The 24,983-nt window shown below is 53.9% G+C and carries 24 protein-coding genes; 9 read left to right on the top strand and 15 right to left on the bottom strand.

Going from position 1 to position 24,983, the window contains the following annotated elements:
- The 4 genes from menB (at position 1) to pmrD (ending at position 3,588) form a co-directional block, all read left to right on the top strand.
- On the top strand, positions 1–858 hold the full coding sequence (menB, locus tag FOB24_RS17435; RefSeq protein WP_038642278.1) for a 1,4-dihydroxy-2-naphthoyl-CoA synthase: 858 nt from the start codon (positions 1–3) through the stop codon (positions 856–858).
- On the top strand, positions 858–1,820 hold the full coding sequence (gene menC / locus FOB24_RS17430; protein ID WP_150345239.1) for an o-succinylbenzoate synthase: 963 nt from the start codon (positions 858–860) through the stop codon (positions 1,818–1,820). Before menB ends, menC begins: the two co-directional genes overlap by 1 nt.
- Entirely contained in the window at positions 1,817–3,229 is a 1,413-nt protein-coding gene (gene menE / locus FOB24_RS17425; RefSeq protein WP_150345238.1) for an o-succinylbenzoate--CoA ligase, read from the top strand. The genes menC and menE overlap by 4 nt, the downstream gene beginning before the upstream one ends.
- Positions 3,230–3,324: 95 nt before the next feature.
- A complete protein-coding gene (pmrD, locus tag FOB24_RS17420) occupies positions 3,325–3,588 on the top strand; it encodes a signal transduction protein PmrD (RefSeq protein ID WP_085047822.1) in 264 nt (87 codons plus the stop codon).
- 2 nt (positions 3,589–3,590) lie between these two features.
- Here pmrD and arnF read toward each other — a convergent pair whose 3' ends face one another.
- The 8 genes from arnF to nudI all read right to left on the bottom strand — a co-directional run bounded on the left by arnF (position 3,591) and on the right by nudI (position 11,682).
- The gene (arnF, locus tag FOB24_RS17415; RefSeq protein ID WP_150345237.1) at positions 3,591–3,977 is read right to left on the bottom strand and encodes a 4-amino-4-deoxy-L-arabinose-phosphoundecaprenol flippase subunit ArnF; all 387 of its coding nucleotides are present in this window, start codon (positions 3,975–3,977) and stop codon (positions 3,591–3,593) included.
- Complete coding sequence (gene arnE / locus FOB24_RS17410; RefSeq protein ID WP_042307126.1) at positions 3,977–4,312, bottom strand: 4-amino-4-deoxy-L-arabinose-phosphoundecaprenol flippase subunit ArnE; 336 nt, start codon at positions 4,310–4,312, stop codon at positions 3,977–3,979. Before arnE ends, arnF begins: the two co-directional genes overlap by 1 nt.
- Positions 4,309–5,964 (bottom strand): lipid IV(A) 4-amino-4-deoxy-L-arabinosyltransferase, encoded by a 1,656-nt coding sequence (arnT, locus tag FOB24_RS17405; protein ID WP_150345236.1) that lies wholly within the window; start codon positions 5,962–5,964, stop codon positions 4,309–4,311. The genes arnE and arnT overlap by 4 nt, the downstream gene beginning before the upstream one ends.
- Positions 5,961–6,863 carry a 4-deoxy-4-formamido-L-arabinose-phosphoundecaprenol deformylase gene (gene arnD / locus FOB24_RS17400; RefSeq protein WP_150345235.1) on the bottom strand — a complete coding sequence of 301 codons (903 nt, stop codon included), beginning with the start codon at positions 6,861–6,863 and terminating at the stop codon, positions 5,961–5,963. Before arnD ends, arnT begins: the two co-directional genes overlap by 4 nt.
- Positions 6,860–8,842, bottom strand: coding sequence for a bifunctional UDP-4-amino-4-deoxy-L-arabinose formyltransferase/UDP-glucuronic acid oxidase ArnA (gene arnA / locus FOB24_RS17395; protein ID WP_150345234.1), 1,983 nt, complete (start codon positions 8,840–8,842; stop codon positions 6,860–6,862). Before arnA ends, arnD begins: the two co-directional genes overlap by 4 nt.
- Positions 8,839–9,822: an undecaprenyl-phosphate 4-deoxy-4-formamido-L-arabinose transferase gene (gene arnC, locus FOB24_RS17390; protein WP_087857371.1), complete on the bottom strand. Its 984-nt coding sequence runs from the start codon at positions 9,820–9,822 to the stop codon at positions 8,839–8,841. The genes arnA and arnC overlap by 4 nt, the downstream gene beginning before the upstream one ends.
- Positions 9,823–9,824: 2 nt before the next feature.
- Positions 9,825–10,964 (bottom strand): UDP-4-amino-4-deoxy-L-arabinose aminotransferase, encoded by a 1,140-nt coding sequence (gene arnB, locus FOB24_RS17385; protein ID WP_087857372.1) that lies wholly within the window; start codon positions 10,962–10,964, stop codon positions 9,825–9,827.
- A gap of 292 nt (positions 10,965–11,256) precedes the next feature.
- Positions 11,257–11,682 (bottom strand): nucleoside triphosphatase NudI, encoded by a 426-nt coding sequence (gene nudI, locus FOB24_RS17380; protein ID WP_038642256.1) that lies wholly within the window; start codon positions 11,680–11,682, stop codon positions 11,257–11,259.
- 316 nt (positions 11,683–11,998) lie between these two features.
- On the opposite strand from nudI, the gene FOB24_RS17375 reads away from it, so the two are divergent.
- Both FOB24_RS17375 and FOB24_RS17370 read left to right on the top strand, forming a co-directional pair.
- Positions 11,999–12,541: a YfaZ family outer membrane protein gene (locus FOB24_RS17375; RefSeq protein WP_038642254.1), complete on the top strand. Its 543-nt coding sequence runs from the start codon at positions 11,999–12,001 to the stop codon at positions 12,539–12,541.
- Between the two features lie 79 nt (positions 12,542–12,620).
- Positions 12,621–13,817: a nicotinamide mononucleotide deamidase-related protein YfaY gene (locus FOB24_RS17370; RefSeq protein ID WP_150345233.1), complete on the top strand. Its 1,197-nt coding sequence runs from the start codon at positions 12,621–12,623 to the stop codon at positions 13,815–13,817.
- Positions 13,818–13,855: 38 nt separating this feature from the next.
- Here FOB24_RS17370 and FOB24_RS17365 read toward each other — a convergent pair whose 3' ends face one another.
- From FOB24_RS17365 to glpA, 4 genes are all read right to left on the bottom strand, one after another.
- Positions 13,856–14,263 (bottom strand): hypothetical protein, encoded by a 408-nt coding sequence (locus FOB24_RS17365; RefSeq protein WP_150345232.1) that lies wholly within the window; start codon positions 14,261–14,263, stop codon positions 13,856–13,858.
- Positions 14,264–14,450: 187 nt separating this feature from the next.
- Positions 14,451–15,641 carry an anaerobic glycerol-3-phosphate dehydrogenase subunit GlpC gene (gene glpC, locus FOB24_RS17360; RefSeq protein ID WP_038642250.1) on the bottom strand — a complete coding sequence of 397 codons (1,191 nt, stop codon included), beginning with the start codon at positions 15,639–15,641 and terminating at the stop codon, positions 14,451–14,453.
- Positions 15,638–16,897: a glycerol-3-phosphate dehydrogenase subunit GlpB gene (gene glpB / locus FOB24_RS17355; RefSeq protein WP_150345231.1), complete on the bottom strand. Its 1,260-nt coding sequence runs from the start codon at positions 16,895–16,897 to the stop codon at positions 15,638–15,640. The genes glpC and glpB overlap by 4 nt, the downstream gene beginning before the upstream one ends.
- Complete coding sequence (glpA, locus tag FOB24_RS17350; RefSeq protein ID WP_150345230.1) at positions 16,887–18,515, bottom strand: anaerobic glycerol-3-phosphate dehydrogenase subunit A; 1,629 nt, start codon at positions 18,513–18,515, stop codon at positions 16,887–16,889. The genes glpB and glpA overlap by 11 nt, the downstream gene beginning before the upstream one ends.
- Positions 18,516–18,785: 270 nt before the next feature.
- Here glpA and glpT point away from each other — a divergent pair, with 270 nt between their 5' ends.
- Both glpT and glpQ read left to right on the top strand, forming a co-directional pair.
- Positions 18,786–20,144, top strand: a complete 1,359-nt coding sequence (gene glpT, locus FOB24_RS17345; protein WP_038642244.1) for a glycerol-3-phosphate transporter — start codon at positions 18,786–18,788, stop codon at positions 20,142–20,144.
- A gap of 3 nt (positions 20,145–20,147) precedes the next feature.
- Positions 20,148–21,215, top strand: coding sequence for a glycerophosphodiester phosphodiesterase (gene glpQ / locus FOB24_RS17340; RefSeq protein ID WP_038642242.1), 1,068 nt, complete (start codon positions 20,148–20,150; stop codon positions 21,213–21,215).
- Between the two features lie 60 nt (positions 21,216–21,275).
- Here the strand turns inward: glpQ and FOB24_RS17335 are convergent, their stop codons facing one another.
- On the bottom strand, positions 21,276–22,154 hold the full coding sequence (locus tag FOB24_RS17335) for a LysR family transcriptional regulator (protein WP_137347681.1): 879 nt from the start codon (positions 22,152–22,154) through the stop codon (positions 21,276–21,278).
- 161 nt (positions 22,155–22,315) lie between these two features.
- Here FOB24_RS17335 and FOB24_RS17330 point away from each other — a divergent pair, with 161 nt between their 5' ends.
- Positions 22,316–23,506, top strand: a complete 1,191-nt coding sequence (locus tag FOB24_RS17330) for an MFS transporter (RefSeq protein WP_038642238.1) — start codon at positions 22,316–22,318, stop codon at positions 23,504–23,506.
- A 3-nt stretch (positions 23,507–23,509) separates the two neighbouring features.
- Here the strand turns inward: FOB24_RS17330 and yfaE are convergent, their stop codons facing one another.
- Both yfaE and nrdB read right to left on the bottom strand, forming a co-directional pair.
- Complete coding sequence (yfaE, locus tag FOB24_RS17325; RefSeq protein ID WP_038642236.1) at positions 23,510–23,764, bottom strand: ferredoxin-like diferric-tyrosyl radical cofactor maintenance protein YfaE; 255 nt, start codon at positions 23,762–23,764, stop codon at positions 23,510–23,512.
- Complete coding sequence (gene nrdB, locus FOB24_RS17320; protein ID WP_038642234.1) at positions 23,764–24,894, bottom strand: class Ia ribonucleoside-diphosphate reductase subunit beta; 1,131 nt, start codon at positions 24,892–24,894, stop codon at positions 23,764–23,766. The genes yfaE and nrdB overlap by 1 nt, the downstream gene beginning before the upstream one ends.
- Positions 24,895–24,983: the final 89 nt, after the last annotated feature.

The raw sequence follows: 24,983 nt of genomic DNA, 5'->3' as shown, positions 1-24,983 counted from the left end.
ATGATCTATCCTGATGAAACAATGCTTTACGCACCGGTAGAATGGCACGATTGCTCTGCAGGCTATACCGACATTCTCTACGAGAAATCCACCGACGGTATCGCCAAAATCACCATTAACCGTCCACAGGTACGCAATGCTTTCCGTCCTGTTACCGTAAAAGAGATGATCCAGGCGCTGGCGGATGCCCGCTATGACGATAACATCGGCGTGATCATTTTGACCGGTGCGGGTGACAAAGCGTTCTGCTCAGGTGGCGATCAGAAAGTGCGTGGCGACTACGGCGGATATCAGGATGACTCCGGTGTGCATCACCTGAACGTGCTGGACTTCCAGCGTCAGATTCGTACCTGCCCGAAACCGGTCGTGGCGATGGTGGCAGGGTACTCCATTGGCGGCGGCCATGTGCTGCATATGATGTGTGACCTGACCATTGCGGCGGAAAACGCCATCTTTGGTCAGACCGGCCCGAAAGTGGGTTCCTTCGACGGCGGTTGGGGGGCCTCTTATATGGCCCGTATCGTTGGTCAGAAAAAAGCGCGTGAGATCTGGTTCCTGTGCCGTCAGTACGATGCGCAACAGGCGCTGGATATGGGCCTGGTCAACACTGTGGTTCCGCTGGCAGATCTGGAGAAAGAGACCGTACGCTGGTGCCGTGAGATGCTGCAAAACAGCCCGATGGCGCTGCGTTGCCTGAAAGCGGCGCTGAACGCCGACTGCGATGGGCAGGCAGGCCTGCAAGAGCTGGCCGGTAACGCCACCATGCTGTTCTACATGACGGAAGAAGGTCAGGAAGGCCGTAACGCCTTTAACCAGAAACGTCAGCCTGACTTCAGCAAATTCAAACGGAATCCGTAATGCGTAGCGCGCAGGTATACCGCTGGCAGATCCCCATGGACGCGGGGGTGATTCTGCGCGACAGGCGGTTAAAAACGCGTGACGGGCTGTATGTTTGTCTGCGTGACGGCGAGCGTGGAGGGTGGGGAGAGATCTCCCCGCTGCCAGGCTTCAGTCAGGAAAGCTGGGAAGAGGCGCAAACCGAGCTGCTGGCCTGGGTGAAAGGCTGGCTGCAAGGGGATGCTTCTTTACCACAACTGCCTTCTGTCGCTTTTGGCGCAAGCTGTGCGCTGGCCGAACTGGCAGACGCTCTGCCGGAGGCTGCAGACTATCGTGCTGCGCCTCTGTGTACGGGCGATCCTGACGATCTGGTGCTGCAACTGGCGGATATGCCGGGCGAAAAAGTCGCCAAGATCAAGGTTGGGCTGTATGAAGCGGTTCGCGACGGGATGGTAGCCAATCTGCTGCTGGAGGCGATTCCGGAGCTGCATCTGCGACTTGACGCCAACCGTGCCTGGACGCCGTTGAAAGCCCAACAGTTCGCGAAATACGTCAATCCTGAGTATCGTGGACGCATCGCCTTCCTTGAAGAACCATGTAAAACGCGCGATGACTCACGCGCATTCGCACGTGAAACCGGCATCGCTATCGCCTGGGACGAAAGTCTGCGCGAAGCAGATTTCACCTTTGAAGCCGAAGAGGGTGTCAAGGCTGTGGTTATCAAACCGACGCTGACCGGTAGTCTCGACAAAGTGCGTGAACAGGTTGCGGCAGCGCATGCGCTTGGTCTCACCGCCGTTATCAGTTCATCTATTGAGTCGAGTCTTGGCTTAACCCAACTGGCGAGAATTGCCGCCTGGCTGACGCCGCAGACCATTCCGGGTCTGGACACGCTGAGTCTGATGCAGTGCCAGCAGGTACGCGCCTGGCCGGGTAGCGCGTTGCCGTGTATTGCCGTTGATGCGCTGGAACGCCTGCTATGACCTCATGGGAAACGCCTGCTAGCGCGAGCTTAGCGGGCACTGACTGGCCCTGGCGCGACTGGCGACAGGTTCGTGCGCAGGCGTCAGCCCTGCGCCTCAACGATGAAGTATTAAGCTGGAGTGAGCTTTGCACGCGCGTCGATCATCTGGCCTGCGGGTTTGCCGCTCAGGGCGTGGAAGAGGGCGATGGCGTCCTGCTCCGCGCATGGAATCATCCGCGAGCCTTACTGGCTTGGCTCGCGCTGCTGCAATGTGGGGCGCGGGTTTTACCTGTGAACCCGCAGTTGCCACAGTCGTTGCTTGACGCGCTGGTTCCGGACTTAACGCTACGTTTTGCGTTGGATCTGGAGGCGGCTACCGCGTTCCCGGGGCTGAATCCGTTGCAGATGCAGGCGCTACCTGGCGCACATTCCGCCGCGTGGTTGCCTCAGCGCTTGAGCACAATGACGTTAACCTCAGGTTCCACCGGATTGCCGAAAGCGGCGGTTCACACCTGTCAGGCGCATCTGGCAAGCGCGCAGGGGGTGCTGTCATTAATGCCGTTTGGCGCTGAAGATGACTGGCTGCTTTCACTGCCGCTGTTTCATGTCTCCGGCCAGGGTATTTTATGGCGCTGGTTGTTTGCCGGAGCGCGAATGACCGTGCGCGACAAGCAGCCGCTGGAACAAATGCTGATCGGCTGCACCCATGCATCGTTGGTCCCTACTCAGTTGTGGCGCTTGTTGGTCAATAAAACGCCGGTTACGCTCAAAGCGGTGCTGCTGGGCGGCGCGGCTATTCCTGTTGAGTTGACGGAGCAGGCGCGCGATCAGGGGATTCGCTGCTGGTGCGGTTATGGACTGACGGAATTCGCTTCCACCGTCTGTGCGAAAGAAGCGGATGGTCTGGCAGATGTCGGTTCAGCCTTAGCGGGCAGAGAAGTCAGAATCGTGGATGACGAAGTCTGGCTGCGTGCGGCCAGCATGGCGCAAGGCTACTGGCGCAACGGGCAGCTTACCCCTCTGGTTAACGCGGAAGGCTGGTTTGCCACCCGCGATCGTGGGGTGTTAAAGGACGGCAAATTAACCATTATCGGTCGCATGGACAATCTGTTTTTTAGCGGCGGGGAAGGCATACAGCCAGAGGAAGTGGAACGCGTGATTGCAGCGCATCCGCAGGTTCTGCAGGCCTTTATTGTCCCGTTAGAAGATAAAGAGTTTGGTCATCGTCCGGTGGCGGTCGTCGAGTATGACACCGATGCTGGCGATGCCAATCTTGCGGAGTGGGTTCAGGATAAGCTGGCCCGTTTTCAGCAACCGGTTTGTTGGCTGACGTTGCCGCCCGAGCTCAAAGCCGGAGGGATTAAAATCTCTCGTCGCGCGTTGGCGGATTGGGTAAGTGCTTCATCATTAACATTAAGAAAACATTAATTACATTTCTCATTTTTGCCATTCCGTCGCTATTGTCGTTTTGTTTATCAGCTAAAGTGTAACCTGATGTGAAATTCATTAACAAAAGGTGCGCTATGGAATGGCATGTGAAGAAGTCTTGCTGTCACAAGAAAGCAGGGAGGCTCTATATCGTACTTTGCGATAGCGGTGGTTCACTTAAGATGCTTGCTGAGGCGCAATCTTCCGAACGGGTTAAGCCCGGCGATCTCCTTTCACCGCTGAAAGACGCCCAGTATTGTGTTAATCGTGATGCATCTCGCGTGATTAAAATAATCGATGCCAGACAGTACATATGTGACGAATGGGAGCGCCTGGTACGACTGTCGGCAGATAAATGAGCTCAGCGCCGATGCTGGTCAGCAGGCAGAAAAATCGCCATTAAACCCGCCATGATGCACAGTACCCCAGCCAGCGCTTTCACTGAAAATGTGCCCTGCCAGCCGGGCAGAATCATGGATGCGATCCAAACCAGAACATAGCTGAGGCTGAGCAGGGCATAAGCCTTGCTCAGGGCGAGCTGATGCAGGGCCTTATGCCAGCACATTACCGACAGTAAATATCCCGCCAGCCCACTAAAAAGAGCAAATGCGCCAGTGTTGAGGGCGAATACGGCGGATAGAAATTTCAACGGTTGCAGCATCGGCGGCAGATTATCCATCGCAAAGCCGAGACTCAGTTGGGCGGCCGAGGTGATAATAACGCTACATAATCCCCAAAAAATGCCCATTACACCGCGCTCCCAAGAATGAATATGCCGGCGATTATCAGCCCCACACCCAGCCAGTGGCGCGTTGCGACCGGTTCGCGCCAGATTTTCCAGGCGGCCAGCGTCACCCAGACAAAATTCAGGCTCAGCATGGGATAGGCGATGCCAACAGGGATATTCTGCAACACCACCAGCCACAGCAGCATAGCCAGGCCGAGGCTTGCCAGGGCCAGCCCAATCCATTGCGTAATATGGCGTTTTCGCCTGCCTGATGGTACCGGACGGGTTGCCTGCTTCTGGCATAACTGTCCGCATACGCTGAGCAGGCTGGCGAAAATTAAGACTATCCAGATCATTTCGGTCGATACTGAATCAGGACCAGGCGCCCCTGATTATCGATATAATCAGCGGGAGGAATGGCTAGTTGATTAATATCTTCATTCTTATCAATCGAGAGCACGAGGGTAATATTTCCTTGCTGACGGTGTTGGGCTAACCAGTCGGCAAAGTCCGTCCGACTGACAAAGCGCCCCTGGGCATCCGGATAGTTGAGGCCGTATTTCAACTCGCCTGTTTGTCCGTATAGCATGATGTCGTCACGCTTCAGGCTCCAGGCCAGCCCCGCGGCGACGCCAACGCTGTCGGTGAGAATATAGCGGCTGGATTCCAGCGACTCTTTGGTCATCTCGACAAAAAACTGTGGTTGTTTAGATTCCATGACCCGATCGGGAATGGAGAAGCCAAACAACAGTGCCAGTCCTAATGGGCAAAACGCGGCAAATTGCCAGTTCTTCTCGCGGTTATTTAACGTATACCAGCCAAAGAGCGTCCAGGTGAGAAAAATACCCCATGCACAAAAAACCTTATAGGTTTCGATATGCGACCAGACAGGCGTTTTCAACGGTCCCAGCGTGGAAACAATAAACGTGGCGATAATGCCCGCCACACCAAACAGAATGTTGATCCAGCCATTCACACGCAGCGCGGCTGAACCTTTTTGCGCGGCCTGCAGGCCGAACCGCGCCGTTAATATCGCCAACGGCGCGAAGCAGGAAAGAATATAGGTCGGCAGTTTTCCTTTTGCGATGCTGAAAAACAGGATCGGCATGATAATCCAGCTTAGCAGGTATAGTGTGCTGCGCGAAACATCGCGTTCCCGCCAGCCCGTGCGTAGCGCGCCGGGAAGCAGCCCGAGCCACGGTAACGCGCCAGCCAAAAGCACGGGAATGTAGTACCAGACAGGGGCTTTATGTTGGGCATCATCCTGGGCGAAGCGTTGAATGTGTTCGACCCAAAAGAAATAATGCCAGAAGTCCGGCTCACGCTGAGCAATCGCAACTCCCCACGGCAGCACAATCACGACGCAGCCGACGACTGCCAACAGGCCGTAGATGATCAGGTCTTTCCAGCGTTTTTGCACGAAAACCCACGGCAGTACGCTGAGCACAGGAACGGCAAGCGCCAGGAAACCCTTGGTCATCACGCCCATGCCGCAGGTTAGCCCTAACAGCAGAAAGGCGATGATTTTGCGTGTTCTGGTCGTGGCCTGCATCCCCTCCCAAAAGCAGCACATGCCCGCCATGAGCCAGAGTGCGATCATAGGATCAAGTACCGCGTAGGTACCGATGCTATAGACCGAAAAAAAGGTTAAAAAGATGACTGAAGAGAGTACTGCGGTACGCTTATCCTGCCATATTCGCATAGTAAGCCAGGCTACCAGTAGCGCAGTCAGCAAGGTGGCAAAAATAGCGCCCGCTCTGACGCCAAAATTATTGGCGCCAAACAGCCATTGTCCGATGCTGTTCAACCAGTATCCGGCAATCGGTTTTTCAAAATAACGCAGCCCTAAAAAGTGCGGAACGATCCAGTCGCCAGAGGTCAGCATCTCCCGGCTGATTTCGGCATAGCGCGTTTCATCAGGCTGCCACAGCAGACGACTATTAATAGGTAAAATAAAATACAGCGCGATAAAAGCGATAAATGCCAGGGCGTTACGTACCGATTTCATTGTGTCATATCCACGGGTTGCTGACAGCCGAGCCATCCCTCTCTGCCGGGAATTTTCCCACGCACGATCCGCCCTGTTGGCAGCGTACTGATATCGTCCGGTAGCAGATCCCCGAGCGGGCAAAACGTAATTCCCATGTCGGCAGCGCGAGTGAGCAGCTCGTCAAAATTCTGCTGAAAGGCAATACCTTCCACTTCTGCATGAATGGTGTATACCGGCGTCTCTCTGCTCATCCGGATGTGGGAGAGAATATAAGCGTTAAAGTCCACCGCCTGAACCTCCTGACCCACCACTTCATCCCATGTGGGTAATGTGACAGGAATTTGCGGCGTACCTGCTTTCCCGGACGCCAGCACAGGACGGAATAACGACGTTCCCCGACAGTCGCTGTTATAGCGCAGATGGAATGTTTCTTTGGCATGGACGACGCGGTCGTCGGCACGCCATCCGGCAACGGCGGAGCAGGTAACGGACTGATTGATGATAGCTTCAAGGGCGGTAATGCCGCGTGAAATATCGTCAATCAGTTCTTTGTCATTCCAGTTTCCGCTTCGCGCCTGCCAGGCATGGTGATCCCAGGCATGCAAACCGGTTTCATGAAGCAGGGCGGTTTGCGCAATAATTGCCGCATTGGCCTGGCCGATCTCTTTTCCCGGCCATGCTGTACCCGCCAGCAAAATATCCCATCCGTAGAGCGATGCTGCGTTTGAGCGCAGCATCTTCCACAGAAATTGTGGCTTCACAAGACGCCAGAGATGGCGTCCCATGTTGTCAGGTCCCACGCTAAAGAAAAAACTTGCCCGAACGTTATGTCGGTTCAATGTCTCCAGCAGGCGGGGCACGCCTTCGCGCGTCCCCCTGAACGTGTCGACATCAATGCGCAAGCCAACTTTGGTCATGATGTGTGTTCCGTGATATCCACACTGCGTAAGAAGAAGTCCAGCGTCTCTTCTACGGTTTCCTGCATCTCAATGGTGGGTTCCCAGTTCAGGCAACGTTTTGCGTTACGAATATTGGGCTTACGATGCTCAACGTCCTGATAACCTTTACCATAGTAGGTGCTGCTTTCGACGTCGCGGAAACCGGCAAACGGCGGAAAATGCTGACGTAATGGATGTTTTTCAAAGCAGGAAAGCAGCATTTCTGCCAGTTCCTGAATACTCGCTTCGTTCTCCGGGTTACCGATATTGATAATCTCGCCGTCACAACGTCCGCCTTCATTTTCAATAATGCGGTACAGGGCTTCGATACCATCGCGAATGTCGGTAAAGCAGCGTTTTTGCTTGCCGCCTTCAATCAGCTTAATCGGTGAGCCTTCCACCAGATTGAGAATCAATTGGGTAATGGCGCGTGAGCTGCCGATTCGAGCGGCATTCAGACTGTCCAGACGCGGTCCCATCCAGTTAAACGGACGGAACAGGGTGAAGCGCAATCCCTCTTTTTCGCCGTATGCCCAGATCACGCGGTCCAGCAACTGTTTGGAAACGGAGTAGATCCAACGCGGTTTATTCACCGGACCGACGATCAGATTCGAGCTGTCCTCATCGAAGACTTTATCGGTACACATGCCGTAGACTTCGGACGTTGACGGGAAAATGATGCGCTTACGGTACTTCACGCAGTAGCGAATGATTTTCAGGTTCTCTTCAAAATCAAGCTCAAACACGCGCAGTGGGTTACGGGTATATTCGATTGGCGTGGCGATCGCGACCAGCGGCAATACGACGTCGCATTTTTTCACATGATATTCAATCCATTCGGAGTGAATACTGATGTCGCCTTCAACGAAATGGAAACGCGGATGTTGCAGGAAACGCCCAATGGCGTCGCTGCCAATATCGAGTCCATATACTTCGTAATTGTCTTCTTGCAGCAGGCGCTCGGTCAGATGGTTACCAATGAAGCCATTAACGCCGAGGATCAGCACGCGAGTACGACGTTTGCTGGTGGTAACTGACTGGCTGTTCAGACGAGAACCGGGTACGAGGCCCAGAACCTGCGCCAGCTGTGAGCCCTGCATTGCAATACCATCGCCAGCTTGCCCGGTAATGATCTCCAGTGCGCCATCGACACAGGCGATCAGCAAAGGCGACACGGAGATGACGGTGCCAGGTTGGGCTGCAAGGTTATTTGTGCAAACACGCGATGACCAGACGGTGAACTTTTGCGTGCCGACATAGCTAAATGCGCCCGGCCACGGATCGCTGACAGCGCGGACCTGGTTATGCAGCTCCGCGGCGGGTTTGTTCCAGTCAAGGAAGCTATCTTCCGGCGTGCGGCGGCCAAAACAGGTAGCCTCTGCTTCCTGTTGAGGGTGCTCTGCGTAATCCCCCGTTTTAATCGCGGGCAGCGCCTGTTCCAACAGGTGACGCGCAGCCTGGCACAATTTATGGTGCAGCGTTAACGCCACATCATCCGGAGAGATAGCGACAGACTGCTGGGCGATAATAGCGCCCGCATCCGCGCGTTTGATCATGCGATGAAGCGTGACGCCGGTTTCGGTTTCGCCATTGACCAATACCCAGTTCAGCGGCGCGCGGCCGCGGTATTTCGGCAGCAGCGAGCCGTGCAGATTAAATGCTCCCTTAGGCGCAAGACTGAGGATCTCCTCACTCAGTAAATGGCGATAGTAGAACGAGAAGATAACATCGGGTGCCAGTTGGCTAATGCGCTCGATCCACAAAGGATGATTAACCTCGTCCGGGGCGTAAACCGGAATACCGGCGCTGGCGGCGAGGCGGGAAACAGAGCCAAAAAACGCTTTTTCACCCGGGTTGTCGGTGTGCGTAAAAATTGCGGCGATTTCATAACCTGCATCCAACAAGGCCTGGACACCCTGACATCCCATATCGTGATAGGCAAATACGACGGCTTTCATGCGCGGTTTTCCTCGGTTGACTGCGTGGTTTGTGGGCGGATAACGTGTTGAACAAAATAGCGGGGGCGGGCGCGGACATCGTTATAGATGCGACCGATATATTCGCCGAGTAAACCCATGCCGATGAACTGTGCGCCGATAAAGGTAAACAGGACGGCAAACAGCATGAATACCCCTTCCGCGGCCCACTGCGGGCCGAGCGTCAGGCGCAACACAACAAGCAGAACGGACAACGTAAAGCCCGTGGCGGCAATCACGCTGCCGAGCAGGCTCAACATACGTAACGGTGTGGTGGTCAGACAGGTCACCAGGTCATACATCAGGTTGATAAGACGCATGAAGCTGTATTTAGAATCACCAAATTCACGCTCTGCATGGTGTACCGGGATCTCCGTGGCGCGACGGGCAAAAATGTTGGCCAGAATCGGAATAAAGGTGCTGCGCTCCTGACAATGCAGCATGGCATCGACAATATGGCGACGATAGGCGCGTAGCATGCAGCCGTAGTCGCCCATTGCTTTACCGGTAGTACGCTGAATCAGGTGGTTGATCATGCGCGAAGCGGTCTTACGAAATACACTGTCCTGTCGGTTCTGGCGTACCGTTCCGACCACATCGAAGCCTTCATCTGCGGTGGCGACCAGTCGTGGGATCTCCTCCGGCGGGTTTTGTAAATCGGCATCCAGCGTGATGATCAAGTCACCGCTGACATGGCTGAAACCGGCCATGATCGCCGAGTGCTGGCCGTAATTGCGGTTCAGCAGAATAGAAACAATATGGCTGTTCGGCGCCTGAGACGCGTCCATCATCAGTTGCGCGGAATGGTCGCTGCTGCCGTCATCGATCAGCAAGATTTCATACTCTTTGCCCAATTTTTCGCAGGCGGCGCTGGTACGTCTGATTAGCTCTGGCAGGCTTTCCTGTTCATTAAAAACGGGAATGACCACCGAGACTTTTTTGATCGGTGTTGCTTCAAACATGGTTATTGTCCTGCAATCTCGCGAAGTGCCGTAATAACTCGCTGGGTGTCAGTGGCGGTCATATCGGGGAACAACGGCAGCGAGCAGATGCGTGCGCTATTCCACTCTGTATTGGGCAGCGAAAGCGTGGTGAAGCGTTCGCGATAATATTTTTGCGTATGGGCCGCACGAAAATGCAGACCGGTGCCGATATTTCTGGCCTTCAGCGCTTCCATTAAGGCATCTCTGTTCAGGCCACAGCGCGCTTCGTCAACACGAATGATAAACAGATGCCAGGCGTGAACGTGAGACCACTGGGGCAGGCTCAACGGTTGAAATGGCGTATCGGCCAGCGCCTGTTGATACTCCCGGGCAATTTGTGCGCGGCGTGAGTTCAGTTGCTCCAGTTTCTTCAGCTGGACCAGCGCGATGGCGGCATTGATATCCGTGAGGTTGTATTTGTATCCTGGCGCCAACACTTCAGCCTGCGGCGCGCGGCCGTAGGTTTGTCGATCAAAAGCATCAACGCCCAGGCCGTGAAACTTCAGACTGCGAAGCCGCTGGGCAAGCTGGCCGTCGTCGGTAACAATCAGCCCACCTTCCGCACAGGTAATATTTTTGATGGCGTGAAACGAGAAAATAGCGGTGCCGTGCGCGCCGACATGACGATTTTTATATAACGTCCCTACGGCGTGCGCCGCATCTTCGATGATCGGAATGCCATAGCGCTCGCCAATGGCATAAATCGCGTCAAGATCGGCCGGGGCGCCTGCGTAATGTACCGGAACAATCGCTTTGGTTCGCGGCGTGATGGCCGCTTCAATCTGCTCTGGCGTGACCATGAGCGTATCACGATCAACGTCGACCATGACCGGCGTCGCACCCAGCAGGACAATCATATTGAGGGTAGAAACCCACGTCATCGATGGCGTGATGACCTCATCGCCCGCACCAATGCCCAGCGCCATTAGCGTGATGTGCATTCCAGCGGTGGCGGAGCAGACGGCGACAGCATGCTGATTTCCCGTGAGCTGGCAGAAGGCTTGTTCCAACTGCTGATTTTGCGGGCCGGTGGTTATCCATCCCGAGTCCAGAACCGCCTTCACTGCGGCAAGTTCTTCAGCTCCCATCGCCGGGCGAGAGAAAGGCAAAAAGTCAGACATCATTATTCCTTCAAGCCATTTAACGCCACCGACGTTTTATTTTTCGCGATAAACAGGGGCGTCGTTAATTATTTATCAGGCTTCAAAGGTTAATGACTGAAGGTTAATTTATCCTTAAGAGTTTAAGGTTCGAGATATAAAGGAAAATAACGGTGTTTTTAATTTATTATTTTGAAATTAAATGAATTTTACAGAAATGGCGTGGCGTAAACGGCATTGCTGGTTGCTGTAGCCAGGTCAATGCAATGCCGCAATTCAGGAAGGTATTTTATGCCGCTATTAGAATGATAATTTACAGTAATCCTTTCAGGGTTAACGTTTTACGCGTGGCGACATTTAAGTCGTACGTGCCGAGATCTTCCGGTTTAACCCAGGCGAATGCCTGAAACTCTTCGTTAATGTTCACTTCACGATTCGCCGCGACACAATCAAAGATGAGGTAAATCATGTAAATCTCTTCCTGGCTGCCATCGGCATAGGTTTTGGTGCGAATATCATCACTGAAGGTCCAGGGGGTAATTTCTGACAACACGAGCTGTTCGCCCAGTTCTTCCCTTACTTCCCGACGCAAAGCCTCTTCAATGCGTTCGCCCGCTTCAACACCGCCGCCAGAAAGCGCCCACTGGCCGGGGAAAACGCCACGGTCATCAGCCATTTTGCACAGTAAATAACAGCCATTATTTTGAATTAATGGACAAACAATCGTTCTTTGGCGCATAGGTTGGGTCCTTGTAGGGGGATGCTGAGAATTCCATTGTGTACCCATCTTACCTTTTGCTGGCGGCAGAAAAAACGCTTCCGTGACGTTTAACCCTGCTTTATCAGGGGAGAAGGGGATGTTTGTTGAAAACGGGGGCCTGCTATGTCAATTCTGCAAATAGCCCTGGAATTTAACCTTAACTCAAACTTGTAAGTAGTATTTGGTTACAATATGCCATTGCATCGCTTTTTTAGCTCATTGATTCCTTGTCATCTGGCAGTACAATTCCTCGGTTTTGGGGCTATGTTTTGATTCTTGCTGGAAAGGATAGAAAATGAAAAAAAGTTTAATGTTGGGTTTTGCCGGAATGCTGTTTGTTTCCGCGTCGGCGAGCGCAATTAGCATTAGTGGCCAGGCGGGCGAAGATTACACCAACCTTGGGTTTGGTATGGGGACTGAATCTACCGGACTGGCGGTCAGCGGTAACTGGATGCATAACGATGACGACGGCGATGCAGCCGGTCTGGGACTGGGTCTGAATATTCCACTTGGTCCGTTGCTGGCAACCGTCGGAGGGAAAGGTATTTATACTAACCCTAATGATGGTGATGAAGGCTACGCGGCGGCAGTTGGTGGCGGTTTGCAGTGGCCGATTGGCGATAGTTTCCGCCTGTTTGGCGAGTACTATTACTCTCCTGATTCGCTTTCCAGCGGTATCGACAGCTATGAAGAAGCCAATGCCGGTGCGCGTCTGACAATTATGCGCCCGCTGAGCATTGAAGCCGGTTATCGCTACCTGAACCTGGCGGGTAAAGATGGCAACCGCGATAACGCGATTGCTGATGGTCCGTACGTTGGGGTTAACGCCAGCTTCTGACATTTCTGGCGCGGCGTTCAGTCGCGCCTTCCCCCCTCCATGCGCTATAGTGTTTTCATCATAAAAGCAGGAGAACACGATGTTAAACGTGGAGATGCTATCCACCGGGGATGAAGTGTTGCACGGACAAATCGTCGACACCAATGCCGCCTGGCTGGCTGATTTTTTCTTTAATCAGGGATTACCGTTAACCCGCCGCAATACGGTAGGGGACAATCTTGACGATTTGGTTGCTATTCTACGTGAGCGTAGCGAACACGCCGATGTGTTGATCGTTAATGGCGGTCTGGGGCCAACCAGCGATGATTTAAGCGCGCAGGCGGCGGCAACGGCAAAAGGCGAGGGGCTGGTATTGCATGAAGCCTGGCTGGCCGAGATGGAGCGTTATTTCCGCGACCGTGGCCGCGTGATGGCGCCGAGCAACCGCAAACAGGCTGAGCTTCCTGCCAGCGCTGAATTTATCAATAATCCTGTCGGCACCGCGTGCGGGTTCGCCGTGAAGCTAAACCGCTGCCTGATGTTCTTTACGCCTGGCGTGCCATCGGAATTTAAAGTCATGGTTGAGCATGAGATTCTGCCGCGTTTGCGTGAGCGTTTTTCTCTGCCTCAACCACCTCTCTGCCTGCGATTAACCACCTTTGGCCGTTCCGAAAGCGATCTGGCGCAGAGTCTGGATCCGCTGCCTTTGCCGCCGGGAGTGACAATGGGTTACCGCTCGTCGATGCCGATTATTGAGCTGAAGCTAACCGGGCCTGATTCCCAACGAGACGCCATGCTGGCGCTGTGGCCTGAGGTGAAGCGGGTTGCCGGGCAGAATATGATATTCGAAGGTACGGAAGGTTTGCCGGCGCAAATCGCCCGCACGTTGCAGGAGCGACAATACAGTCTGACACTGAGCGAACAGTTCACCGGTGGCTTAGTTGCACTCCAGCTCTCTCGCGCTAATGCTCCTCTGCTAGCGAGTGAAGTGGTTCCGTCTCAGGAAGAAACGCTGGCGCAAACGGCGCACTGGATTACCGAGCGACGCGGCAAACACTATGCCGGGCTGGCGCTGGCAGTATCGGCATTCGAAAGCGAACATATTAACTTTGCGCTGGCAACACCGGATGGGACACATGCCTTGCGCGTAAGGCTTAGCGCTAATCGCTACAGTTTGCCGATTCGTCAGGAAGTTTGCGCGATGATGGTGCTGAATATGCTGCGTCGTTGGCTAAACGGCCAGGATATCGCCAGCGAACACGGCTGGATAGAAGTGGTTGAATCGCTGACGATTTAAACATTGATTGGGAAGGCTACAAACCTTCCCAACCTGACTCACTCTGTAACATCGCCAGGCAATAGCCCGGTAATTAACTGAACCAAATTATGATCAATTCCATTTTCCAGCATCATGCGAGCGATACGTAAGGCTTCTTCTTGCGTACCCTTTTGCACTCCCTGTTCTAATCCTTGCTGTATCCCTTCTTGTAGGCCATGGTGGTGGCCTTCTTGTCTTAGCCTCTCTGCGATCGTCATCAACCTCTCCTTGTGATGGGGGGAACGTTCGGCAACCTCATGGATAAATGCGCTGACGTGAGAAACATTGCCGTATCGTAGCAGGTAATTTAATAGCGTTTGCAGTTGGCTGTCATTAGCGGTGCTTGTAACTAAAAGCGAGACCAGACGGTCCACCAGCCCCATCAAATCACGCTGCATCATGCGGTGTAGCGGTGGTTGATTCATCCATGGTAGTCCGTCACCTGAAGGAGAAGATGGCATGACGGTACTCACTTTTAATCAGAGCTGCATTGGGGGATTTGGCTATTTGCGTGAGTGAATCAGAGATAAATACGCCCGATTGCAACGTATTCAGATAGGCGGAACAGAGTACGCAAAAATGCCCGGTAACAAACGCCACCGGGCAACAGAGTTAACCTAATGCTTTGGCAAGCAGGGTGATCGGATGTTCACAGCGAAGGCTTGTAGACATCTCTATCTGCCATTTACAGGTTTCACAGTCGGTGACAACGATATCGGCACCGCTTTCTTCTATCTGGCGGAATAACGGTGCGCCAATCGATTGTGACGTCGGGTAGTTTTCCTTTTTAAAGCCGTATGTTCCGGCGATTCCGCAACACTGAGAATCTAACACCGTCAGCTCCAGTCCCGGAATTTGGCGCAGCAGCTCCAGCGTGTAGAGCGTCCAGCCCATTTTCTCCATATGGCAAGGCGTGTGATAGACCACTTTCAGCGGTAGCGTCTTCAGCGGCAACGTTTTGCCTTCATCCAGCTTGCGCCACAGCCAGCGGGTCGCCAGCTCAATATGTTCGCGCAGGCCGGTGTTGTCGACGTCCAGCACTTCCGGGTACTCATCGCGGAGTGCAAAGGTACAGGTTGATGAGGTGGCGATCACCGGAATACCTTTCCCGTCAATTGCTTCCCTGAGCGAGGCCACGTTGCTGACCGCCTGCTTGCGCGCTTTATCGGTAAAGCCGTTGGCGATCAGCGGTACGCCGCAGCATTTCTCTTTGCTCAGCAGCTGTACGCCGGTTCCCATGGCGTTCAGGACCTTGATCAGGTCTTTGCCGAGTTGCGGATGGTTGTAATTAACAAAACAGCCGTGGAAAAAGGCGACCTGCTCCGGATACTGCGCCTGCTGTGCGGCAACGCTGCGATACCAGCGACGGAACGTACCAAAGGAGTATTTCGGCAGCGTACGGCGATGGTCGATTTTCAGCGCGTAGTCCAGCAACTGGCGTACCGGTTTCAGCGAGGTGGCGGTATTCACTATCGGCGCGAACGGTGTGGATACACTTCCCATTAAATCCGTATGGCTTAAAACAAAATTACGCAGCGATGGACGCGTAGTGTCATATTTGGCGCGCGCACGCTGGATGATATCGCCAATTTTCACATCTGACGGACACGCCACTTCGCAGCGCTTACAGTTGATGCAGTATTTCAGCGCATCGTCGTATAACGCGCCATCTTTCAGACGCAGACGCTCTCCGTCCGGTCCGGCCTGTTTTGGGCCAGGGTAGCCCGGATTGACGCGGCTTACCGGGCAGGCGGTGGTGCACACCGTGCACTTGATACAACTTTCAAAACGTGTGTCGCTCATTGCTGTCCTCCTGCACGTTTCGCAATGTCATGTGCGGCGTGTAAGGCGCTGACTGCACATACGCCGCCTCCGCAACCCTCGGCAATAGGGTCAAAACCACCGAGAACAGAACCGATGGCATACATGTTCTCTACCGTTTTCCCCGCCAGCGACGGGCGCAAAGTGGCATCGGTTGTGACGCCAAACTGTTGCCACGGTTGCGGATCGAAGACATCACGCTGATACCACTCGGCGCGGGTGGCGGTTTGCTGTACATCCAGCCCGAGGATCGGTTCGTGGATGGCCTCGCGCGTGGCGACCAGACCGCTGCTGAAAAAGCTGCCGCTGGCGAGCACGGCGAAGCGTGGACGCAACGGGATATCGGCATGGTTACGGGTCCAGACTTCACTGACGACGCCATCCTGACAGGTGATTTTCTTCACTTCATCACCCGGCATCCAGACACCGCCCTGGCGCACAAACTGGCGCTGTAATTTGTTGTGCAGACGCATACCCAGTACCGAAGGCGGTAGAGTCGGTAACAGCGTCAACGAACAGGGAAGGCGCTCGTTAAGCCAGTGCCAAAGGCGCTCATCCGCCAGGCCGAAACAGGCTGGCATAATAATCATGTCGCAGGTTTTTGCCAGTGGCAGTAAAGCATCATAGAGCAGCGACCATTTATCTTCGTTGTCCAGCAGGCGCGCAATATTGACAGCGCGAAACTCGGTTGGATTATCACGCAGGACATCCAGTTCAGGCAGATCGATTTCCGCCGTCTCGACGCTGAGATTGCGCTGGCGCAGCGAGGCCGCGGCGAGATGCGCCTGAAAATCCAGTAAACCGCTGATACCGACAACGCAGATACGCTGTGCGGACAGTGGCCACACCGGAACTTCTGGGGAACTTAACCAGGTTGAGCGCAGGGTTCCCAACGGGGTTACGCGTTGATGTGACTGGTGTACTTTGCCCTGCAAATGCGTTCCGCATTCTTCCAGCAGATCCTGCGCCTGCTGGGCAAGATCCAGGACGTTCTGTGTTCCGATGATGCTATACGGATGCGTGGGCGCCTGAGTACGCAGCGCATTCAGACCGGCTTCTATCTCCATCACCGGTTGACCATCGGGCAAGTTGCTGAGCAAATCCAGTGAGCCGGAGGAAAAATGCAAGGCGCTTTGGCCGCGCGTGACAATCGTACAGCGCAACCCGCTTTTTTGCAGTTGCAGGCCGCACAGCAGTCCTGCCAGGCCGCCGCCGATAATGACGGTATCAAATTTCATCCTGGTGCTCCTTTTCCAGACCGCACAATCCCTGATAGACCCAGCGCGTGAATTCGCTTTCGCGCAGCGCGTCGCCCCAGGCGATAGGCTGCACGCCTTTCCAGCGCTCGTTGAGGAAATCGGAAAGCTGGGTAATAGATTGCGCAGCGGTGGTGACATTAAAACGTTGCAGCAAACCTGCGGCGCGGCAGGCGCACAATTCGCCCTGGCAGGTCCCCATACCAACGCGGGTACGGCGACGTAAATCCAGCAGACTGTTGACGGTTAAATTCTCGACGGCGTATTGCACTTCGCCCGCGGTGACCGCTTCACATTCACAGACCAGGCTACGGTGCTGACGACCTTCGCTAAGCCACGCCGGGGTGCGATCGCCGTGACGGTAGACCGCCGAACCGCGCAACGGCGCGGGCAAAGAAATTACGCGTTTCAGCGTGTGCTGGGTGGATTCCTGCGAGCCGGGCAGCGCCGCGTCTGCTGTGGTGCAAGGTTGAGAATTGCCCAGCTTACGGCAAACGGCATCGGTGGCCCATTCCGCCATCAGACGGTAGGTCATCAGTTTGCCGCCAGTAATGGTGATAAACCCATCCAGTCCGTCACGTTCAGCGTGATCGAACAGCACAATACCGCGGCTGACGTTACGACCGCTTGGATCGTCGTCGCTGGCGACCAGCGGTCGCACACCGGAGTAGGCGCGTAAAATGCGTGTTTTCGCCATAATCGGCGCCAGTTTCTCACCTTCGCGCAGCAGAATATCGACCTCTTCTGCGGTGACGCGGTTGCTGTCGATATCGTCGTAATCAATGTGCTGCGAGGTGGTGCCAATGAGCGAAATGGTATCGCCAGGCACCAGAATATCGGCGTCAGAGGGTTTACGGCAGCGGTTAATGACATGCTGGTTTATGCGATGATCCATAATCAGCAGCGATCCTTTGGCCGGGAACATCCGGATACTCAGATCGGCATATTCGGCAATGCGCTGGCCCCAGATCCCGGCGGCATTCACCACCACCGGCGCATGCAGGGACTGCATCTCACCCGTCAGGTGATTGCGCACGTTAACGCCGCAAACCGTTGTCCCTTCGCGAATCAGCCCCGTCACTTCATGGGCCGTTAAGATAACTGCGCCATGCTCACGCGCATCCAGCATGTTGGCGGCGGTTAAGCGGAAGGGATCGACCGTACCGTCCGGCACTTTGACCGCGCCAATCAACTGTGGGTTGACGGAGGGTTCGATAATGCGCGCCTGCTGAGGGTCAATCGCTTCTGCGCGAATACCGGCCTCTTCACAGGCGCGAATGAAGGTAGCCTGGAAGGAGAGCTCATCCTCCGGCAGGGTAATAAACAGACCGTCCGTCGGCTCAACGCAATGACGGGCGATACGTTTCAGAATCTGGTTTTCGCTGATGCACTCACGGGCAGATTCAGCGTCGGTGACGGCGTAGCGCGCACCGCTGTGCAGCAGGCCATGGTTACGTCCGGTCGCGCCCGTGGCGATATCGTGGCGTTCCACTAAGATGACGCGCAACCCGCGCAGCGCACAGTCGCGTGCGATCCCTGCACCTGTTGCTCCTCCGCCAATGATAATCACGTCACTTGTTTGCGAGTCGCGAGTTTTCATTGTTTTTCCTCACAGTTCGTTTTTTATCATTTAGCCACATAAAAAACATGGATTGTTTGATTTCGCGCATAATCGCTCATTATTCGAAAATGAAACGTGATTTCGTGCGCCTTTATGAACATTTGTCATAAATCTGTAACAATTTGTGCTGCGTTTCACATTTTTGTTAGGTATCTTTCCTTAACATCGCGGCCACACTGGAAGCGGTAGGGTAGTAATGACGAACTGCAGTGTTTACTTCGAATGAAAGACGGCCACGGAGGCTACGCTATGTTGAGTATTTTTAAACCAGCGCCACATAAGGCGCGTTTGCCTGCTACGGAGATCGACCCGACATATCGTCGATTGCGTTGGCAGATTTTCCTGGGGATTTTCTTTGGTTATGCCGCGTACTATCTGGTACGTAAGAACTTTGCCCTGGCGATGCCATATCTGGTTGAGCAGGGTTTCTCTCGCGGCGATCTGGGTTTTGCCTTGTCCGGTATCTCCATCGCTTACGGATTTTCGAAATTCATCATGGGGTCCGTTTCGGATCGCTCGAATCCGCGCGTTTTCTTGCCAGCAGGTTTGATTCTGGCTGCCGCAGTGATGTTGTTTATGGGCTTTGTGCCGTGGGCGACATCTAGCATTGCGATTATGTTTGTGCTGCTGTTCCTCTGCGGATGGTTCCAGGGGATGGGGTGGCCGCCGTGTGGCCGTACCATGGTGCACTGGTGGTCGCAGAAAGAACGTGGCGGCATTGTTTCCGTCTGGAACTGCGCGCACAACGTGGGCGGCGGTCTGCCTCCTCTGCTGTTCCTGCTCGGTATGGCCTGGTTCAATGACTGGAAAGCGGCGCTGTATATGCCTGCTTTCGGTGCGATTGTGGTTGCGCTGTTCGCCTTTGCGATGATGCGCGATACGCCGCAGTCTTGCGGTCTGCCGCCTATCGAAGAGTATAAGAACGACTACCCGGATGATTACAACGAGAAAGCCGAAGAAGAGCTGACCGCCAAGCAGATCTTCATGCAGTACGTACTGCCAAACAAACTGTTGTGGTACATCGCTATCGCCAACGTGTTCGTTTATCTGCTGCGCTACGGCATCCTGGACTGGTCACCAACCTACCTGAAAGAAGTGAAGCATTTCGCACTCGATAAATCATCCTGGGCCTACTTCCTGTATGAATACGCGGGTATTCCAGGCACGCTGCTGTGTGGTTGGATGTCGGATAAAGTCTTCCGTGGCAACCGTGGCGCGACCGGCGTGTTCTTTATGACGCTGGTGACTATCGCGACCATCGTTTACTGGATGAACCCGGCAGGTAACCCGAACGTTGATATGGCTTGTATGATTATCATCGGCTTCCTGATCTACGGCCCGGTCATGTTGATCGGTCTGCACGCGCTGGAACTGGCGCCGAAAAAAGCGGCGGGCACGGCGGCAGGCTTTACCGGACTGTTCGGTTATCTCGGCGGTTCTGTGGCGGCGAGCGCCATTGTCGGCTACACCGTTGACTTCTTCGGCTGGGACGGCGGCTTTATGGTGATGATTGGCGGTAGCGTGCTGGCGGTCATTCTGCTGGTGGTCGTCATGATTGGTGAAAAACGTCACCACGAAGAAGTACAGCTGAAACGTAACGGGGGCTAATTAATGAAAACCACATTGAAAAGTCTCAGCGTGGCGCTGATGCTGGCTGGTATGGTCGTTAGCAGCGCGGCGGTCGCCGCCGATAAAATCGTGATTGCGCATCGTGGGGCAAGCGGTTATTTACCGGAGCATACGCTGCCCGCGAAAGCGATGGCCTATGCTCAGGGCGCGGATTATCTGGAGCAGGATTTGGTAATGACCAAGGATGACCATCTGGTCGTCCTGCATGACCACTATCTGGACCGCGTCACCGATGTCGCTGAGCGTTTTCCGAATCGTGCGCGTAAAGATGGACGTTATTACGCCATCGACTTTACGCTGGACGAGATCAAATCGCTGAAATTTACCGAAGGCTTTGATATCGAGAATGGCAAAAAGGTACAGACTTACCCTGGGCGCTTCCCGATGGGTAAATCTGATTTCCGCGTGCACACTTTCGAAGAAGAGATTGAGTTCGTTCAGGGACTGAATCACTCAACCGGTAAAAACATCGGCATTTATCCGGAAATGAAGGCGCCGTGGTTCCATCACCAGGAAGGGAAGGACATCGCAGCGAAAACGCTGGAAGTGCTGAAAAAGTACGGGTATACCAGCAAAAACGACAAGGTTTACCTACAGTGTTTTGATGTCGCGGAGTTAAAGCGCATTAAAAATGAACTGGAACCAAAGATGGGGATGGATCTCAATCTGGTGCAGTTGATTGCGTACACTGACTGGAATGAAACCCAGGAGAAAAAGCCGGACGGTAGTTGGGTTAATTACAACTATGACTGGATGTTTAAACCGGGTGCCATGAAGCAGGTGGCGCAGTATGCGGACGGCATTGGGCCGGACTACCACATGCTGGTTGATGAGAAGTCGAAAAAAGGCAATATCTCGTTAACTGGCATGGTTCAGGACGCGCATCAGAACAAGATGGTGGTGCATCCTTATACTGTTCGTGCCGATCAGCTACCGGATTACACCACTGACGTAAACCAGCTGTATGACATTCTGTATAACAAGGCGGGCGTTGACGGGTTGTTCACCGACTTCCCCGACAAAGCAGTGAAATTCCTGAATAAAGAGTAATGGCACAAGGCCTGTGATGCACCTCCGGTCACAGGCCTTATTGGATAACGTTATAAACTGTTAGATAAGGCCGTCTGCTGTCAACATTTCCATACAAGCCTGCAGGAGAAATAAAGGGCTGCCGTCCACCGGCGGCTCTTTTGCCAGTAACGATATCTGTCGATAGAACGTCGGCTCCAGCGCCACCGAGCGTATCTCCCCGCCAACGGCTTTCAGCGTTAACTCCGGTAATAACGCAATACCCAGCCCCTGACGAATAAAACTCATCGCGGTATCCGGATGGTTAAATTCGTATTTAATAACCGGCTCGATACCTTTCTCTTTAAATAGCGTCATGATGCTTAATTCATAGCGACCTTTACTGATAATCAGCGGTTCTCCCACCAGTTGTTCAACCGTAACCGCGGTATGGGCTGCCAGAGGATGGCTTTCGGGAACTACAACGGTAAATTTATCGCGATAGACCGGTACGCAGTACATGCCGCTCACCGGAAAATGCACAAATCCGGCATCAATGTCCCCACTGCGCAGGGAATCAACGATCGCCGTGCTGTTCTCTTCGAAGGGAATGATTTTGATGTGCGGATGATGCTGCTCGAAGTGGTGGATAATGCCCGGTAAAATGCAGGCGCAGGCGCTGGGAAAGCAGCCGATGCGCAGGGTTCGGGCTGGGTTTTTTCGCTCCTGCTCGGCAATTTCTTTCACCGCGTTGGTTTCTGCAACGATCATGCGCAGGTGCGGAACGATCCGCCTTCCAACCGGGGTGAGCTGAATGTCTTTACGGCGCTCGCGGATAAGACATTCGACTCCCAACTCTTCTTCAAGCGCCGAAATGGCCTGGCTTACAGCGGATTGGGTCATATACAGCCGCTTACTGGCTTCGGTAAAACCGCCGCATTCAAGCACGGTAAGCAGGGCGTGGATCTGGGTTAATGTCATTAGTTCCCTCTAATTAACAATATTAAAACGATTAATTTCTCTAATATGATGAATCTGTTTACACTTGCGGTCTACCGTATAAATCACATTTTGACGCACCTCTCCGTTGCTCAGTTGAGCTGAGCGTTGCCTGCGTGCGCCGTCTGGACAGGCTGTCGAATATGAAAGAAAAACTGTGGACGAAAGATTTTTGGGCAATCACGATAATTAGCTTCATTATATTCTTTGTGTTTTATGTCCTGCTCACGTTATTACCGATCTATATTTCGGATCGCCTGCACGCCACGCCAGATAAAGCCGGCTTATTGGTCACCTTCTTTTTAGGTGCCGCAATTGTTGTGCGTCCGTTCGCCGGGCAATGGGTGGGGAAATATTCGAATAAAACGATTCTGGTGCTCTCTTCTCTGGCCTTTTTGGTTGTCACTGCGCTGTATCCTGTTTGCCACTCAATTGAATCGCTGCTGTTTATTCGGGTGCTTCATGGGGTGACGTTTGGCGTCATTACCACGGTAAAAGGAACGATTTCCGCGCGGCTGATACCGGCCTCCCGACGTGGGGAGGGCATCAGTTTTTTCTCTTTGGCCATGGGACTGGCAATGGTTGTGGGGCCGTGGGTAGGGCTGAATATGGCACGCTGGGAAGCTTTTACCACCGCATTCTGGCTGTGTAGCGCGGTTGCCGTACTGGGTATTATCCTGTCATTGATCGTCGCCGTACCGCCGGTCATCCGTCATGCCGACGGCTCAAAACCGAAGCTGGGATTTGCGGCAATGTTTGATCGCGCCGCGCTGCCTTTCGCGATGGTGACGTTTTTCATGACTTTCTCCTATGCGGGTGTTTCTGCTTTTCTTGCGCTGTATGCGCGCGAGTTGGATCTGATGGCCGCCGCCAGTAATTTCCTGTTGTGCTACGCCATTTGTCTGATGATCTGTCGAACCTTTACCGGCAATATTTGTGATAAAAAGGGGCCGAAATACGTGGTATATCCGTGTTTGCTGGCCTTTACCATCGGACTGGTGGCGCTTGGCTACACCAACGGCAGTATCATGATGATTATTGCCGGGGGATTAATCGGCATTGGTTACGGTTCCGTCACGCCGGTATTCCAGACACAAATTATTAGCTCGGTGGAGCCGCATAAAATTGGCATCGCCAATTCGCTTTTCTTCAATGCGATGGATGCGGGAATGGCGATCGGCGCGTTCATTATGGGGATGATGGTCGAGGGCGTGGGCTATCGGGCGATTTATCTGGTAGGGGCCCTGCTGGTGGTTTTAGCCGGGGCGCTGTACATTGCGCAGATGAAGCGCCGCGGGGCGATGCCGTTAGTTAGCGCACACGAAGTGCACTAACCGTTACAGCTCGATTTCAATATCGCCTTTTGCCCGGCAACAGCAGGGCAATATTTCGCCCGGCTGAATAAAGGCCAGAGGCTCGGCGATCCAGTCCACCTGTCCCGCCACCAGGCGGGTACGGCAGGAACCACAGTAACCCTCACGACACTGGTATTCGACTTCAACATTGTGCGATTCGAGTGCGGCAAGCAGGGAGGGGTGTTCATCCTGGCACAGCAGCTGTGTGCCAGAGATGCGCAGAGTAACGCGGCCCATCAGAGCTGGAAGTTACTCAGATCGTCGGTATCAACCTCGGAGTCGATCTGGCCGACCAGATAGGAGCTGACTTCCACTTCCTGCGGCGCAACCTGTACGTTATCGGACACCAGCCAGGTGTTGATCCATGGGATCGGGTTAGAACGCGTCTGGAACGGCAGATCCAGCCCAACAGCCTGCATACGAATGTTGGTGATGTACTCAACGTACTGGCACAGAATATCTTTGTTCAGGCCGATCATCGAACCGTCACGGAACAGATAGTCCGCCCACTCTTTCTCTTGCAGCGCGGCCTGCACGAACAGGTCGTAGCACTCTTGCTTACACTCTTCTGCGATTTCCGCCATCTCTGGGTCGTCTACACCGCTGCGCAGCAGGTTCAGCATGTGCTGCGTACCGGTCAGATGCAGGGCTTCGTCGCGGGCGATCAGACGAATAATTTTCGCGTTGCCTTCCATCAGTTCACGTTCGGCGAAGGCGAAGGAGCAGGCGAAGCTGACGTAGAAGCGAATGGCTTCCAGCGCGTTCACGCTCATCAGGCACAGGTACAGCTTTTTCTTCAGCTCACGCAGGTTCACGACAACCGTTTTGCCATTAACGCTATGGGTGCCTTCACCGAGAAGATGCCAATAGCTGGTCATCTCGATCAATTCGTCATAGTAGCTGGAAATGCCTTCCGCGCGCTTCTGGATCTGCTCGTTGGTGACGATATCGTCAAACACCACCGCCGGATCGTTGACGATGTTACGGATGATATGGGTGTAAGAACGCGAGTGGATCGTTTCAGAAAACGCCCACGTTTCGACCCAGGTTTCCAGTTCAGGAATCGAGATTAACGGCAGCAGCGCGACGTTCGGGCTACGTCCCTGAATGGAGTCCAGCAGCGTCTGATACTTCAGGTTGCTGATGAAGATATGCTTTTCATGCTCCGGCAGCGCCTGGAAGTCGATGCGATCGCGGGAAACATCGACCTCTTCCGGACGCCAGAAGAAAGAGAGCTGCTTTTCGATCAGTTTTTCGAAGATGTCATATTTTTGCTGATCGTAGCGGGCGACGTTCACCGGCTGGCCGAAGAACATCGGTTCCAGAAGCTGATCATTTTTCGTCTGTGAAAAAGTGGTGTATGCCATTAATGTGAATCCTTTGTGGGATGAGCGCCGGATGTGGTACAAACACCTTATCCGGCCTACAAACCGTGCAATCGTAGGCCGGGTAAGCG

It is taken from the genome of Citrobacter werkmanii (assembly GCF_008693645.1).
GTDB classification, from domain to species: Bacteria; Pseudomonadota; Gammaproteobacteria; order Enterobacterales; family Enterobacteriaceae; genus Citrobacter; species Citrobacter werkmanii.
Note: the sequence above shows the minus strand (reverse complement) of the source record. Positions and strands in the feature narration are given on the sequence as shown.

Coding starts and splice junctions, on each gene's coding strand:
- menB (WP_038642278.1), top strand. CDS start 1: ATGATCTATCCTGATGAAACAATGCTTTACGCACCGGTAGAATGGCAC.
- menC (WP_150345239.1), top strand. CDS start 858: ATGCGTAGCGCGCAGGTATACCGCTGGCAGATCCCCATGGACGCGGGG.
- menE (WP_150345238.1), top strand. CDS start 1,817: ATGACCTCATGGGAAACGCCTGCTAGCGCGAGCTTAGCGGGCACTGAC.
- pmrD (WP_085047822.1), top strand. CDS start 3,325: ATGGAATGGCATGTGAAGAAGTCTTGCTGTCACAAGAAAGCAGGGAGG.
- arnF (WP_150345237.1), bottom strand. CDS start 3,977: ATGGGCATTTTTTGGGGATTATGTAGCGTTATTATCACCTCGGCCGCC.
- arnE (WP_042307126.1), bottom strand. CDS start 4,312: ATGATCTGGATAGTCTTAATTTTCGCCAGCCTGCTCAGCGTATGCGGA.
- arnT (WP_150345236.1), bottom strand. CDS start 5,964: ATGAAATCGGTACGTAACGCCCTGGCATTTATCGCTTTTATCGCGCTG.
- arnD (WP_150345235.1), bottom strand. CDS start 6,863: ATGACCAAAGTTGGCTTGCGCATTGATGTCGACACGTTCAGGGGGACG.
- arnA (WP_150345234.1), bottom strand. CDS start 8,842: ATGAAAGCCGTCGTATTTGCCTATCACGATATGGGATGTCAGGGTGTC.
- arnC (WP_087857371.1), bottom strand. CDS start 9,822: ATGTTTGAAGCAACACCGATCAAAAAAGTCTCGGTGGTCATTCCCGTT.
- arnB (WP_087857372.1), bottom strand. CDS start 10,964: ATGTCTGACTTTTTGCCTTTCTCTCGCCCGGCGATGGGAGCTGAAGAA.
- nudI (WP_038642256.1), bottom strand. CDS start 11,682: ATGCGCCAAAGAACGATTGTTTGTCCATTAATTCAAAATAATGGCTGT.
- FOB24_RS17375 (WP_038642254.1), top strand. CDS start 11,999: ATGAAAAAAAGTTTAATGTTGGGTTTTGCCGGAATGCTGTTTGTTTCC.
- FOB24_RS17370 (WP_150345233.1), top strand. CDS start 12,621: ATGTTAAACGTGGAGATGCTATCCACCGGGGATGAAGTGTTGCACGGA.
- FOB24_RS17365 (WP_150345232.1), bottom strand. CDS start 14,263: ATGAATCAACCACCGCTACACCGCATGATGCAGCGTGATTTGATGGGG.
- glpC (WP_038642250.1), bottom strand. CDS start 15,641: ATGAGCGACACACGTTTTGAAAGTTGTATCAAGTGCACGGTGTGCACC.
- glpB (WP_150345231.1), bottom strand. CDS start 16,897: ATGAAATTTGATACCGTCATTATCGGCGGCGGCCTGGCAGGACTGCTG.
- glpA (WP_150345230.1), bottom strand. CDS start 18,515: ATGAAAACTCGCGACTCGCAAACAAGTGACGTGATTATCATTGGCGGA.
- glpT (WP_038642244.1), top strand. CDS start 18,786: ATGTTGAGTATTTTTAAACCAGCGCCACATAAGGCGCGTTTGCCTGCT.
- glpQ (WP_038642242.1), top strand. CDS start 20,148: ATGAAAACCACATTGAAAAGTCTCAGCGTGGCGCTGATGCTGGCTGGT.
- FOB24_RS17335 (WP_137347681.1), bottom strand. CDS start 22,154: ATGACATTAACCCAGATCCACGCCCTGCTTACCGTGCTTGAATGCGGC.
- FOB24_RS17330 (WP_038642238.1), top strand. CDS start 22,316: ATGAAAGAAAAACTGTGGACGAAAGATTTTTGGGCAATCACGATAATT.
- yfaE (WP_038642236.1), bottom strand. CDS start 23,764: ATGGGCCGCGTTACTCTGCGCATCTCTGGCACACAGCTGCTGTGCCAG.
- nrdB (WP_038642234.1), bottom strand. CDS start 24,894: ATGGCATACACCACTTTTTCACAGACGAAAAATGATCAGCTTCTGGAA.